At 65.0% G+C, this 15,231-nt stretch carries 5 protein-coding genes; 3 read left to right on the forward strand and 2 right to left on the reverse strand.

Annotated features, from left to right (window positions below; genetic code table 11):
• Positions 1–61: 61 nt before the first annotated feature.
• Entirely contained in the window at positions 62–6,427 is a 6,366-nt protein-coding gene (locus BST27_RS34910) for a hypothetical protein (protein WP_428842017.1), read from the reverse strand.
• Positions 6,363–10,778, reverse strand: coding sequence for an ATP-binding protein (locus BST27_RS34915; RefSeq protein ID WP_069419288.1), 4,416 nt, complete (start codon positions 10,776–10,778; stop codon positions 6,363–6,365). Before BST27_RS34915 ends, BST27_RS34910 begins: the two co-directional genes overlap by 65 nt.
• A 148-nt stretch (positions 10,779–10,926) precedes the next feature.
• On the opposite strand from BST27_RS34915, the gene BST27_RS00010 reads away from it, so the two are divergent.
• From BST27_RS00010 to BST27_RS00020, 3 genes are all read left to right on the forward strand, one after another.
• Complete coding sequence (locus BST27_RS00010) at positions 10,927–11,508, forward strand: PE family protein (protein ID WP_069419287.1); 582 nt, start codon at positions 10,927–10,929, stop codon at positions 11,506–11,508.
• 84 nt (positions 11,509–11,592) lie between these two features.
• Positions 11,593–14,217 (forward strand): helix-turn-helix transcriptional regulator, encoded by a 2,625-nt coding sequence (locus tag BST27_RS00015; protein WP_069419286.1) that lies wholly within the window; start codon positions 11,593–11,595, stop codon positions 14,215–14,217.
• 114 nt (positions 14,218–14,331) lie between these two features.
• Complete coding sequence (locus tag BST27_RS00020; protein WP_079219591.1) at positions 14,332–15,228, forward strand: glycine/sarcosine N-methyltransferase; 897 nt, start codon at positions 14,332–14,334, stop codon at positions 15,226–15,228.
• Positions 15,229–15,231 lie beyond the last annotated feature (3 nt).

Genomic DNA, 15,231 nt, shown 5'->3' on the forward strand with positions numbered 1-15,231 from the left:
TCCAATTATTCCTTGCAGGACAGGCACTTTCGCATATCTACACCCCGAAACTCACAACGTTTCACGAAAAATCCGGGCTAGCGAGCGCGTCGTCAAGGCCTGCCTCGTCGAATACCTCGCAACGGATAATGCGATCACCTGCGATGGTCAGAAGAAGGATCATCCGCCACTCGGCGCCGACACCGTCCGGCGAAGTCCCACCTGCGGCATAAATGCCGACGGCTCCGAAGCTGCTGAGCCGGGGCACCGCCTCGATGCGAATGACGAGGTCGGGCGTGACGTCCCAAATGGCTTGCGTGGCTTGGGGATCAGTCGCCTCAATGATGGCCAGGTGCCGATGGTCGACGATCTCCCAGTCGGCCGCGGGGTGATCGTGGCTGTTGAACGCGGCACACTCACGCGCCATTACCGCCCACACGTGCGGGTGAGCTGCCGCTTCGCCGGCCAGGTACCGGGCATCAAGTTCCTCAAAGGCGCGATCGACGTCGTCCGGATCGAACGAAACGATGGCCGAGATCCTATCGTCGGCACCTATCTCGACAACACCGACGATGTCGGCGCCGAACTCGTCGGGCCCGTAGTCGCGGTTCCTGAAACGCACACGGGCGAGTATCAGACGCTCGCCGCGGGTCGCGACGGCGCTTGACGTTATGGTTTCGGACCCGACCTCGACGGCGGCTCGGACGTCCGCGACGTGCACATCCCGGCCGCGTCGCATCCCGGCGTTCACGACACGACGACGATCGTCCACGACAATCTTGTCTGCCAGAAGGTCCCCAAAAGCGATCCAGTCGCGGGCAGAGAAGCACGCCTGGTATCGCTGGAGTGTTTGCGCCGCCGCGTTTTCCAGCGGTCGTGTCTGTGGGTGCAAATCGTTGAAGCGCGCGAGCGCGGCTTCCAGGTCTGCGTCGTCGAAGACTTCGTAGCGGCTGAGCAGGTCACCTTCGACCGTGCAGACGGCGATCATCCGCCATTCGGCGGCAAAGCCCTCTTGCGAGGTTCCCGTCACCACCTGCGTGATGACGGCGCCGAGTTCGCTCAGCCGATGCACCGTCTCGACGTAGGCGTTGGTCTCCGGCGTGAGATCCCACACGGCGCGCTGAGTCGCGGCCAGTTCAACTCCCTCGAGCGATACGACCGGTCGATGGTCGATGTAAACCACATCCGGCGTCGTCGCGGCAGTTTCTTGCCGATTGAACCCGGCGTGGCCCTCTGCAATCACTGACCACATGTGGGCGTGGGTGGCCGCTTCGCCGGCGAGGTAGCGGGCGTCGAGTTCTTCGAGTGCAGAGTCGAAATCATCGAAGTCGAACATGATGGACGCCGCGATCCGCTCGTCGGAGTTGAGCTCGGTGATGCACAGCGACTCGCTGGGGAACGCCTCCGGCCCCTGGTCCTTGGCCGACCATCGGAGACGATTGAGGACGAGCCGGCGCCCCCGAGCCGCGATGGGCTCTGAAATGACGAGCTCGTCGCCGAGATCGAAAGCTCTGCGCAGATTTGCGACCACTGGATCGCGACCGTGCGTTTGTCCGAAGTTCACTGCGCGACGGCGATCGTCGCTGAATATGTCGTCGGCCCAGGTGTCGGCCACCGCCGCCCAATCCCCAGCCGCTGCGTATGCAAACGAGCGCTCTAACAGTCGGCTTGCGGGGTTTTCCAGCCGCCGCCTCAATGCTTGCAGTTCCTCGAAGCGGGCGAGCGCGGCGTCGATGTCCGCCTCTTCGAAGATTTCGACACGGCTAAGCAGGTCGCCCTCGACGGTGAAAACTTCGACCATCCGCCACTCGGCGTTAAAGCCCTCTTGCGAGGTTCCCGTCAGCGCCTGTGTGATGACGGCTTCTGTCTTGCTCAGCCGATGCACCGCCTCGACGTAGACGGTGGCGTCCGGCGTGAGATCCCACACGGCATGCACAGTCGCGGCCAATTCGACGCCTTCGATCGACACGACCGGTCGACGGTCGATGTAAACCGGACCCCCTGGGATGGTCGCGGGAAGTTCGCGCCGATTGAAAGCGGCATGCGCCCCGGTAATCACCGACCATGTGCGCGCGTTGGGGGCCGCTTCGCCGACGAGGTACCGGGTGTCGAGTTCTCCGAAGGCCGACTCAAAATCGTTGGGCGCGAACGAAACCTGAGCACCAATGCGTCCGTCGCAGTCGATCTCTACGACCATGAGCATCTCACTGCGGAACTCCCCGTAGCGCGGTTCGCGGCTTAGGGAAGTCATGCGGGTGAGGGCGAGGCGCTCACCGCGGGTCGCGATGACACTTAAGGTCGTGTTTTCGCCAGCCTCTGATAAGGCTCGCAAATTTTCGATCACCGCATCGCGCCCGTCCCAGAAGCCGACGTTGACAACGTCGTGGCGGTCATCGATCACAGAGTCCTCGCTCAGCGTCTCGGCGATCGCTGCCCAGTTGCGGGCCGCGAAGTTCACGAAGAAGCCGACTTGCGCTCGGGTTGCGGCATTTTCCACCCGCGGCGCCTCTGGGTGCAGTTCCTCAAATCGGGCGAGTGCGGTGTCGAGGTCTCCCTCGTCGAAGATTTCGCAACGGCTGAGCAGATCACCTTCGACCGTCATGATCGCGATCTCCCGCCACTCGGCGTCGAAGCCGTCTTGCGAGGTGCCGCTGGCCACGTGGGTGAGGACCACTCCGAGGTCGCTCAGTCGGTGCACGGACTCGACGTAGATGCTGGCCTGCGCCATGACGTCCCACGTGGCACGCAGGTACGTGGTGATCTCTCCGGCCGCGAACTTTGTCCCTCGTCGGTGGTCGATGTTCACCCATCCCTGCGTCGTTGCCGCGAGTTCCTGCCGGTTGAGTGCGGCGTAGACCTGGGTGATCACTGACCACGTGTGCGCGTGGGGCGCCGCTTCCCCGGCGACGTAGCGGGTGTCAAGTTCTTGGAAGGCGGCGTCGATGTCGTCGGGGCCGAACGCGACGATCGCGACAATCCGGTCGTCGGCGTTGATCTCGTAGACGCTGAGCCGCTCCACATCGAATGCCCGGGGCCCTTGATCACGGAACGAGAAGCCGACGCGCATGAGGGCGAGGCGCTCCCCGCGGAGTGCTATGGAGGTCGGTGTCACGCTCATGATTCCCAGTTCGGCGGTCGCCCGCATGTCTTCGATCTGGGCGCCTCGACCACGCCGGACTCCGGCGCCCACCACTCGACGGCGGTCGTCCTGGCAGAAGTCGTCGGCCAAGGTCTCCGCTATGACGTCCCAGTCGAGTGCGGCGAAGTGTGCCAGGAAGCGCTGGGCCACTTGGCTTGTTGTATTTTCCAGCCGTCGCGCCGGTGGGCTGAGCTGATCGAATCTCGTCAGTGCGGCATCGATATCGGCCTCGTCGAATAGTTCGCAGTGATCGATCAGGCCGCCGCCGACCGTCAATATGCCGACCGACCGCCATTCGGCTTCGAAGCCTTGGTGTGAGGTACCGGATGCCGCTTGGGTGAAGACCGCTCCGAGATTGTTCAGTCGATGCAAGGTCTCGATGTGGATGGCGAAGTCCGGTGCGAGGCCCCACATGGCACGCAGGGACGCGATCGCATCACCGGGCGCGAACGCCGTTGTCCGGCGATTGTCGATGTTGACCCAGTCAGGCGTCGTCGCGGGTAGTTCGTGCCGGTTCATTGCGGCGTAAGCCGCCGCGATCACCGACCACGTGTGCGCGTGGGCGGCCGCCTCGCCGGCGAGATACCGGGAATCGAGTTCCGCAAAGGCAGCATCGACGTCGTCCAAGTCAAATGAGACGAGCGCGGCAACTCGCTCGTCGGCGTCGAGCTCGACGATGTTGAGCACCTCGGTGTGCAACGCTTCAGGCCGCCGGTCGCGACCCGAGAACCGGGTACGAGTAAGAGCGAGACGCGTTCCGCGGGTTGCCATCAACACCGACGTGACATTCGTCGCGCCGAGGTCGATGGCGGCTTGGATGTTCGCGATTTCGGCGTCTCGACCATGCCGGATCCCGGCGTTGACGACCCGTCGGCGATCGTCGAGGTAGTGATTGTCGGACAGAATCTCGGCGATCGAGTTCCAATCCTGAGCCGCGTAGTGCGCCATGACGCGTTCGGCCACTTTGCTTGCCTCGTTTTCCGGCGGTCGTGTCTGTGAGCGCAATTCGTCAAACCGCGCGAGCGCGGCGTCGAGGTCCGCTTCGTCGAACAACTCAAACCGGCAGACCAGGTCGCCTTCGAATACAAACAGACCGATCTCGCGCAACTCGAAATCGAAGCCGTCCTGCGAGGTCCCCGTCACTACCTCTGTGATGACCGCTCCAAAGTTGTTCAACCGGTGCACATTTTCGATGTAACCTTTGACGTTCGAGGCAACGTTCCACGTGGCGCGAAGGAAGGGGATCAAGTCGCCGGGTATGAACGCTCTACCTTGCCGATGATCAATGTTCACGAAGCCGTCGGTCGTCGTCGGGGTGACTTCGTGTCGGTTGTACGCATTTTGGACCCGCGTGAGCAGCGACCATGCGTTTGCCTGGGCGGCGGCTTCGCCGGCGAGGTACCGAGCGTCCAGTTCCTCCAAGGCGGCGTCGATGTCGTCGAGATCGAATGAAATGAGCGTTGCGATCCGTTCATCCACATCGATGGTAATCAGGTGGAGGACATCGCTGAGATACGCACCGGGCTCATCAACCTGACCCCAGTAGCGGGTGCGACTCAGTGCGAGTCGATGCCCGCGGGTGGCAATGATGGTCGGTGTGAATCGCATGACGCCTACGTCGGCGCTCACCCGCATATTCTTGAACACGGCATCTTTGCCCTGCAGGAGAGCGGAATTCACTACCCGGCGACGATCCTCGGCGGAAATATTATCTACTAACGCTGTGGCGATTCCGCCCCAGTCGCGTGCCCGGTAGCACGCTGCGAGACGTTCGTAGACTCGGCTTGCCGCGTTTTCCAGCCGCGGTGCCGGCGGGCTGAGTTGGTCGAACCTTGCGAGCGCGGCGTCGATGTCCTCCTCGTCGAATAGCTCGCTGCGGTTAACCAGGTCGCCGTCGACCATCACGACCGCTATCTCCCGCCATTCAGCGTCGAAGCCCTCTAGCGACGTTCCATACGACGCTTGGGTGACGGCGGCTCCCAGGTCGCTCAGCCGGTGCACAGCCTCGACGTAGATCTTGCTGTGCGGCGCGAGATCCCATGTGGCACGGACGTATGCGGGCATATCACCGGGCTCGTACGATCTGCCTCGCCGGTGGTCGATGCTGGCAAAGTCTGGTGTTCCCGGCAGTTCGTGCCGGCTCAACGCGGCGTAACTTTCCGCGACGACCGACCATGTGCGCGCGTGAGGGGCCGCCTCGCCAGCGAGGTAGCGGGCGTCGAGCTCTGCAATGGCGGCCTCGAAGTCGTCGAGCTCGAAAAGTACGCCCGCCGCAATCCGTTGGTCGGCGTCGAGCTCGAGGAGGTGAAAGCCCTCGAGACGAAAAGCATTGGGGTCGTTTCCCGAAAGCTGAAGACGAATTAGGGCCAGGCGCTCGCCGCGGGTCGCGATGACTGTCGGCGTCAAGTTCGCGAAGCCCACGCCAGCCAGACCTTGCAAGTCCTGGATCTGTGCATCTCGTCCGCGTCGTGGCCCGGCGTTGGCGGCCAGGCGGCGATCGTCAGCGAACACGTCGTCAGCCAGGATCTGGGCTATCGCGTCCCAGTTGCGAGTCCCAAACCAGCTAAAGAGGCGTTCGCCGACGCGGCTCGCCGCGTTTTCGAGCCGCGGCGTCGGTCGGCTGAGCTGATCGAACCTTGCGATCGCGGCGTCGATATCGTCTTCGTCGAATACCTCGCTCCGGTTGACCATGTCGCCGTCGACCGTCAACAAGTCGACCCCCCGCCACTCGGCCTCGAAGCCTGCCTGCGAAGATCCTTGTGCCACATGGGTTACGACTGCTCCAAGGTCGTTAATCCGGTGGACCCGCTCGACAAAAGTGCGGATCTGTTGACCGATATCCCACCCGGCACGGACGTATGCGATCAGTTCACCGGGCGCGTACGCAGCGACCCGGCGGTGATCAATGCTCACCAGATCCGGTGGGGTTGGCGGTTCTTCGCGCCGGTTCAACGCGGCGTAGCTTCCTGCGATCACCGACCACGTGTGTGCGTGGGGTGCCGCCTCGCCGACGAGATAGCGGGCGTCGAGCTCTGCGATGGCTGTGTCGAAGTCGTCGGGGTCGAACACCACTCGTGTCACTAGTCGCCCGTGGGGATTGATCTCGACGACGCAAAGTGCCCCCACGCGGAACGCCTCGGGCCGCGGGTCACCCCCCTCGAACAGCGCATGGCGAAGACTCAGGCGATCGCCGCGCAGCGCGAGAGGCGTCATGGTGATCTTCCACGCGCCAAGTGCCGCGATTTCACGGAGATTTTCGACCTCCGTGGCGCGGTCGAAGCTCTCGGCGGAGTCCTTTTCGTCGGTCATCGACCCGAAGGTCGTCGGCAAACATCTCGCCGAGCTCGTCCCAGCGCCTACTGGTAAAGAGTTCGTTGACCCGGTCCTCGGCTCGAGATGCGGCGTTCTCGAGCGGCGCCCAGGGACGTGGTTCCTGGAACCGGGCCTGCGCTGCGTCGAGTTCGACGAGTGCGGCGTCGATGTCTTCGATGTCGAACCATACCTGTGACGCAATTCGGCCCTCATCGTTGAGACCGATTACCTGAAGCATCTCGTCGTACGGCGCCCCGGGACTCACGTCCGCAGTGCCCACCTTCAATCGGGTGAGAGCAAGACGCTCGTCCCGCACGGCCACAACGGCATGGCTGTGTCGCACCATACCCAGCTTCAGATAGTGCCTCATCTCCCGTGGCCACTGGCGCGACGGAACCTCGACGGGCGCGAAGCCCACGATTTTGCGACGACTTTCGACGATGACGTTGGACGCAAACAGCTGCTCCAAGTCCGCCCAGGCCTCGCGATTGACAGCAGCGACGGCCTGGTCGAGCGCACGCACGCACGCATTGTCCAACTCGACTTGAGGCGCCTCGGGTGCTGGTGCGGCAGCAGGCAGTTCGACACCGATAGTATGGCGCGCCTTTTCGGCAAGTGCCGCAGCACCTTTCCCTTCGTACAGCCCCACCGCACGTTCTGCGGCGGTTCGCGCGCCAGCGATGTCACCAGCGGCCTGCAGAACAGTTGCCAGTGCCAAACATGCGTCACCGTGATCAACCAACAGGTCCGTTCGCTCGGCCAGGGCAACAGCAGCCATGGCCCACCGCCGAGCTTCATCGTGCTGGTTGTGGCGCGAAAACAGCTGCGCCCGAAGCGAACGCCACGGGATTGACGCCTTCAGTGCATGCCCGGCGAGACGCTCACTCTCCCTGCACAATTCGTCGGCCTCGGCGTCTCTTCCCAGTGCGAGACAAGCACGACCCAGCAGCGCCGCGGTTTCGGCGGTGTCGGCGTCGAGGCGCATGCGTCGAAAACCGTTGTAGGCCTGGCGAAGATGAGGCTCGGCCGCGATGGCACCGTCGGCGACCAGCTCGACTATGCCGGCAAACTGCTCGACCTCGAGAAGGGCATGGCGCAGACCGAGTTCGGTGACAGCGCGCCGGGCCGAGTCGATCATCCGTCGTGCCGCCGCGGGGCGCCCGCGGAAGGCCTCTAAGACGGCCTGGCACCGTGTCGAGGTCGCCTCGACCGCCGGCGAGTCGGTCGTGATGCGGAGCAGCCGCACAACGTCAAGACACCGCCCGCCCGCGCGCGGCACCGGGTTGGGCCCCCAGAGTGCGGCGAGCGGTGCGCCGGCCAGCACCGCATTCACCCGGCGGTGCTCACGCGCGCGCCGCGCCGCGGTAAGTGCGTCGTCCAGGGCGATTTCGCAGTCGCCTATTCGTCCGAGTCGGGCAAGGCAGCCCGCCCGGACGGTGTGGGCCTTGGCTTCTCCTGCGGCGTCGTCCAACTCGGCCAGCTTCTCGGCGGCCGCGTGTACCGCAACTTCGACCTCGTCCAGGCGCTCGGGATGGCTCAACATCGAAAGCTGACCGTCGAAGCACGCGGCCCACGCCGCGAGCCGGGCCGAACCGACTGTTGCCTGTTGCAGTTGCGAGACCGCGCCCGCTGCCGACGCCACGTCGCCTGCGGCCAGCAGCGCCTCGCACCGTGCTACGAGTAGCTCGACCGTTTGGTCAACGCGATCGGGGAGTTCGTCGTCAAGCTCGTCCAGTGCGTGCAGGGCGTGGTCGTAGAGGTCGGCGGCCCCTTCGTAGGCGAGTCGTGCCATCGCCTGGTTTGCGGCTCGTCGGCAGTACTCGACGGCCTTGGCCGCGTTTCCCGCCCACGCGCATTCGAAGTAGTGGTAGGCGAGCTCAGCCAGCAGCTCATCGTCGGCGCCGGGCTGGTTTTCCAGTGTCGTGGCGATGCGTTGGTGCAGTCGCATGCGCCGTACGGACGTGAGTTCGGCAAGCAGCGACTGCCGCACGATGGCGTGGTTGAAACGGTAGCGACCGCCAGGTTCTTCGATGACGATGCCGGCCTGGCACGCCTCGTCGAACGCGTCCACGAGGTCTTGGTCGAGCACTTCCTCGACGAGGTCTATGGCGAACCGGCTGCCGACGACGGCGGCTGCGGCAAGGGCCTTGTTCGTCTGCGACGGAAGTCGGGAAAGTCGCCGGCTTACCGCCTCGCGAACCCCCTGCGGCAGAGTGCTCTGGTCCCACACACCGCCGCTTTCATCGACGTGCCGCAGCGCCTCGATGAGGAAGAACGGGTTGCCACCGGTGACCGATGCCAGCGCCCGCGCCAGTTCTTCGTCGTCGTAGCCCGCCTCGGCGACATACGCGGTCACGTCGCGTTCGTCCAGACCGCTGAGCTGAATGCGATGTGCTGTGCCGTCCCGGTGCAGGTCGGCGAGCATCGCCGCCAACGGGTGGGAGCGGTCGAGGTCGGTGCTGCGGTACGTGCCGATGATCTGCACGCGGGCCTGCTCGCCAAAGCGCAAAAGATGCCGCAAGAGCAACAGCGTTGGCTTGGCCGCCCAGTGCAGGTCGTCAAGGATCAGGACGACGGGCGCGCCGGCCGAGGCGGCCCGCAACAGCCCAACGACGGCGTCGAACAGTGCGTACCGCTCGGTGTCGGGGTCGGCGCGCGGCGGCGGGGCCAAATCCGGCAGCAGATCGGTCAGCTGGGGAACGAGGGGGAGCAGTGCTTCCACGCCGCGCACCCCTTGCAGCCGAACAGCCCCGAGACAGGGCACCAGGGAACGCAGCGCTTCCGCGAACGGCTGGTAGGGCGCGCCGAGGTCCTCGTCGCAACGGCCATATATCACCAGGGCGCCCTGGTCGTAAGCCTGTCGGGACCATTCGCCGGCCAGACGTGTCTTCCCGACGCCGGGTTCCCCGGCGATCAGCGCCGCGTTGGTGGCGCCGGTGAGCGCGGTTTGCCACGCGGAAAGAAGTCCTTGGAGCTCGCTGCCCCGCCCTACGAACGGCCCGGGGCCGACGAGTACCGCCGCGAGGCTGGGCCGAGCCAGGGGCGCATCGCTTACGTTCGGTTCCGGGCCGTCCTCGACGGTCTCCATGCGGAGCTCGAAAACGTGTTCCGGACGCGCGAGGTTGCGCAGCTGACGCATCCCCAGGTCGTCGAGCACGATGTCGTCGGGCAACGAATCGATGACCAGTTCCGCGGTTGCGCCGGAGCACAGTATCTGGCCACCGGCAGCCAGCGACCGTAAGCGTGCGGCGCGGTTGACCGCGCGGCCAAAGTAGTCGCCATCACGAAGCTCGACCTCGCCGGTATGAAGCGCCACGCGAATCCGCATCGGTTCTCGCAACTCCCAAGGTTCCCGATTGATCGCGTCCTGTAACTCGATGGCGGCGGCGGCCGCAGCAGAGGGCCGATCGAAGACCGAAAACGTCGCATCGCCCTCACCGCGCGTCTTGATCAGGCGGCCGCCTCGAGAGGTGACGACTTGCTCGGTGAGCTCGTCGTGACGCGCCAGCGCCACCGCCATCGCGGCAGCGTCAGCCTCCCAAGCCGCGGTCGATCCCTCGATATCGGTGAGCAAAAACGTCACGGCGCGTGTCACCGCTGAAACTTGTTGCGTTGCAGCAACATCCAGAGCGTCATCTTGCGCAACGATCGCGGCCTCGAGCCGCCTCAGCTCCGGCCCCGGATCCACCCCTAATTCGTCGGCCAGCAATGAACGCGCCCGCTTATACGCGCCAAGGGCTTCCCCTTGCCTGCCGGCGCGATAGAGCGCGAGCATCAGTTGGCCCCAACGACGCTCGCGCAGCGGCGCATCGGCCACAGCGCCTTCGAGCTCGCCGATGATCTCGGCCGCGCGGCCCGTCGCCAGCAGCGCATCGGCCCGATCCTCGACAAGTGCGGCATGACCCTCGATCCACCGCGTCTTTTCGGATGCTCCGCGCTGGCTGTCGGGTAGTTCGGGGATTCCGCGCCAAAGGGTCAACGCCTCTTCGAAGCGGGCCACCGCCTGTCGTGTGTCCCCGGCGGTCGCAGCGTCGCGCCCCAGCCGGGCGGCCGACTTGTACCGGGTGGCGTCGACTTCGGTCTCGGCCAGCTTCCAACCAGTTCCCTCGGTTAACACAAAGCCGTCGCCCAGGGTGCGACGTAGTGAGGAGATGTGAGTCTGCAGGGCCTTCGGGGCGGTGCGCGGCGGATCGTCGCCCCAGAGCAGCTCGATCAGCGTGGCGGCGGGCACCACGGACCCACAATGCAGGCCAAGCATCGTCAGGATGGCGCGCGATTTCGTGCCCGGTATCGGGACCGGCGCGCTGCCCTGCCGGACCTGGAGCGGACCCAAAACCTGCAGCTCCACCGCTAAAAGCGTAGTCACATCTGTGATCGTGGGTAAGACGATTCAATACTTGGTCAAGATCGAGTAAAGCTCTCGCCTTGACCAGTCGGACTTCAGACGGCTGGTTGTTGGCTGCGAACGGACTAGGTCGGCGAGTGATGCGTGTGAGATGGCCGATACTGCAGTGCGCTTTGTTTCGCCGAGCTACGCTGAGCTGCGCACACATAGGGGGCTTGCGGACATGTCACAGGTAAGCGTTTCGCCAGAGGCGCTGACGGCGGCGGCGGCAAACCTGGAAACGATAGCCGCGACAATCGAGGAGGCCCATCAAGCGGCGGCTCCCATGATCCAGATGCTGGCCCCTGCAGCCGCCGATGAGGTGTCGGTGAGTATCGCAAATGTGTTTGCCGAGCACGCCCAGGAATATCAGGCGGTAGCCGGGCAGGCTCTGGCATTTCAGGGGCAATTTGTTCAGAATCTGAACGCCGGCGCTGCCGCCTATCTAGGCGTTGAGAACGTTCTGGTCTATCTGTTGCGGAGTCTGGACGCGGGGGTGAACTGGACGTGGGGCCAGTTGACTCAGCTGATAATCAATTTCGTCGCCTCGGCCGATTCTTGGATTGAGTTGGTACCCGCTCCACTGCAAAACTTCATCATCTTTGGTCCCTTCGTATCCATTTTCATCGGTGCGATTCCGTTCATCCTGCTCTCGTCGGTGATTCAAAACCTTATTGCGGCACTCGGCGGGTAGCCGGTGAACTGACGCCGGACGTCCGTCGGCCGAAGTGGTTGCGGGTTGAGGCCCATTCCGCGGCGCTCGGATTACGCTCTTGACGTGCGCTTGTCGTGGCCGCTGGTCGGTCGGTCGAGGGAGATGCGAGCCATCGAGGCCGCCATCGTGGCGTCGGACGCTGCCGGGATCGTGGTCTACGGCGCGGCCGGTGTCGGCAAGAGCCGGATCGCCCGCGAAGCATTGGCGGCCGCCGAGGCGCAGGGATTCGAAAGTCGTTGGGCGGTAGCCACTTCAGCGGCACGGGCCATCCCGCTTGGCGCCTTCACCGCCTGGGCGCCACCCGGCGTCACCGAGACGCTCCAGCTTTTGCGCGGCGTCATGGAGTCGCTGACGGCTACGCCATCGGGCGCCGCGGTGGTGTTGGGTGTCGATGACGTCCACCTGCTCGACGATCTGTCCATCTTCGTGCTGCACCAGCTGGTGCAGCGCGGCGCAGCCAAAGTTGTGCTGACCGTCCGCGATGACGACGTGGTCCCCGACGCCGTGCGCGAGATATGGACATTTGGTCAATTCGATCGCCTCGACCTGCAACCGCTGTCGCACGATGAAACCAACGCGCTGCTGGCGGCCGCACTGGACGGCCCGGTGGACCCGTCCGCCGCACAGCGGTTGTGGGAGCTGACCCGCGGCAACCTGCTGTATCTGCGCAACATCGTCGAACAAGAGGTGGCGGACGGGCGGATCACCCGACAGCAGGGGTACTGGCGCTGGCTCGGCGATCCCGTCATGCCGCCTGGACTGGTCGAGTTGATCGAATCCCGCATCGGTGCCTTGCCCCCGTCGGTGAGCGATGTGGTCGACGTGTTGGCGGTGGGGGAGCCCATCGAGCTGACGCACCTTCGGCGCATCGCTGATCCGGCGGCGATCGAAGAGGCCGATACCCGCGCCCTGATTGTGCTCGAACCCGCGGTCGGCGGCATTCAGGTGCGGCTGGCGCATCCGCTCTACGGCGAGGTGCGTCGGCGGCGCGTTGCCGCGACCCGGCTGCGACGACTCAGGGGGCTTGTTGCCACCGAACTCGCCGTTGCTGACGACCGCGACGACATCCAGGTCTTGGTGCGCCGCGCGACGTTGAGTCTTGACTCCGATCTCACTCCCGACGCCGACGTGCTTGTGCGAGCCGCCCACGGTGCGGTCTGGTTGGCGGATCTGGCGCTCGCCGATCGTCTTGCCGAGGCGGCAGCGCGGGCCGGAGCTGGTCCGGAACCGAACTTTGTTCGCGCTCATGCCCTTTCGTGGGCCGGCCGCGGGAAAGAGGCCGAGGCCGTGCTGGCCGAGACGAGCGCGCGGCCGTTGACCGACGAGCAGCGCGCAAGGCTGGCCTTCCTGCGGGCCAGCAACATGCTGTGGGCCCTAGGTGATCCCGCCCGGGCGAAGGAGATCATCGACGGCGCGCCGGAGACGTCCTCCCCGCTCGGCCGCAGTTACATCGATGCCTTCCTCACCGTGTACTGGTTTGCGACCGACCAGCCGGGCGCGGCAATGCAGGCGTCGAAGAGCCTGGTGTTGGAGGATCTGCCCGCCGTCGTCGGGGCCGAAATCGCCTGGGTACTGGCCGCCATATCCGCCGATGCCGGACATACCACCCAAGCCGTGAACTTCGCCGAGTCGGGGTACGAGTCCGTGGCGCGGTCTTTCGATGCCCCGCACATGCGGTTCAACATCGCAGACGCGCACATCAATGCACTGCTGCTGGCCGGCCGAAATGCGGACGCACGCGAGGTGGCCGAGCGGGTGCGCCGGCAGGCGGCCGACCTTCCGGGGGAGGCGCAACTGCTTGGTGTCGCGGTGGCGGGGCGGGTGGCCGCCCTCGGTGGTGGTGACCTTCAATCCGCGTGTTCGTCGCTCGAACAGGCGACCCTGGGACTGTTCGCCACGCATTCGTTGGGCTGGGGATTCCGCTACCGCGTCTCGCATGCGACCGCACTCGCGATGTCCGGGGCAACCGCGGAGGCGGCGGCGGTGCTTGCCGCTCTCGACCGGCAGCGACGCCCGTTCCGGGCGTTGGACTTCGAACGCAGCCAGGCCCGGGCGTGGGTTGCGGCCGGCCAGGGTGCCATCAGCGAAGCAATCGCACTGTTGCTGGCAGCGGCCGAACGGGCGTCCGCGAAAGGACGATTCGCCGAGGAAGTGGTCTGTTTACAGACGGCCGCCCAGTTCGGAGATCGTTCGGGCTTGCCCCGGCTGCAAGAACTGGAAGCGGTGGTCGAAGGCCCCCGCGTTGGCCTCGCGGCACGGTTCTCGGCCGCGTTGATCGATGGCGATGGCGCGCAATTGGCTGCAATATCAGAGGATTTCGAGCGGATGGGTGACCTTGTCGCCGCCGCAGACGCCGCCGCCCAAGCCGCCCTCGCGTATCGGGCCAAGGGCCTGCGGGGGTCGGCGTTGGCATCTGCGGCGCGTGCCGAGGCGTTGGCCGCGCGATCTGGTGGCGTCGAGACTCCGGCGCTGCGGCAGGCGACCGAACCCGTGCCGTTTACCGACCGCGAACGAGAGATTGTGATGCTGATCGGCGCGGGTTTGTCCAACCGCGCCGTCGCCGAGCGGCTGTGCCTGTCCATACGCACGGTGGAGAGCCACATCTATCGGGCAATGGCAAAAACCGGAACCGCCACGCGCGAAGAGCTCGCCGCCCTGCTCCCGCGCCGCGAGCAGGAGGCCAGGTAGTTGGGTAGTAGCCCAGCGCAAGCCATGAGATTGCAGTAGCCCGCTACTGCGCCCGTCACGTCGTACCCGAGCGACGATCCCTATTGCGAGCGGGACACAGATCGGGGAACGACGATGACGAGTCTGATTTCGTCGGTTGCGGTGGACGGGCGCGCCACACCGCGTGCCGGCTGCCGGCAGCTCGATACGCAGGTGCGATCGTTCGAACAGCAGTACGGTGAGGATCCGTTGGCGGACCGCGCAACGGATCTGTATCGCCGGGAGTTCGTGACGGGCTTCGTCGAAAAGTGGGACGAACTGATCGACTGGGATGCCCGGGCGGAATCCGAAGGACAGTTCTTCATCGACCTGCTGCGCACACATGGCGCCGTGCGAGTGCTCGATGTGGCTACCGGCACCGGCTTTCATTCCGTCCGTCTGCTGCAGGCCGGGTTCGACGTCGTCAGCGTCGACGGCTCGGCGACGATGCTCGCGAAGGCGTTTGAGAACGGCCGAAAACGCGGGCTCATCGTTCAAGCCGTCCATGCCGACTGGCGCGAGTTGAACCGGCGCGTTCACGGCGAGTACGACGCTGTGATTTGCCTCGGCAACTCGTTCACGCACATGCACGACGAGCGCAGTCGCCGACAGGCCCTGGCCGAGTTCTACGCGGCACTGCGCCCCGACGGAATCCTCATCCTCGACCAGCGGAACTACGACGAAATGCTCGACCACGGGTTCAAGTCCAAGCATCGCTACTACTACTGCGGCCGTCGGGTCACCGCAGAGCCGGAGTACCTCGACGGCGGCCTCGCCCGGTTCAAATACACCTTCCCCGACGCCCGCGAATACACGCTGAACATGTTCCCACTGCGGAAAAACTATGTGCGACAGCTTATCCGGGATGCCGGCTTCGAGCGAACACGTACCTACGGCGACTTCCAGGAGACCTACCAGGAGCGCGATACGGAGTTCTTCATCCACGTCGCACGAAAGTCCACCACCACCGATCCTCTGACGAAAGCCCGGTGAAGT

Origin of the sequence: Mycobacterium intermedium, assembly GCF_002086275.1 — a bacterium.
Taxonomy (GTDB): Bacteria; Actinomycetota; Actinomycetes; order Mycobacteriales; family Mycobacteriaceae; genus Mycobacterium; species Mycobacterium intermedium.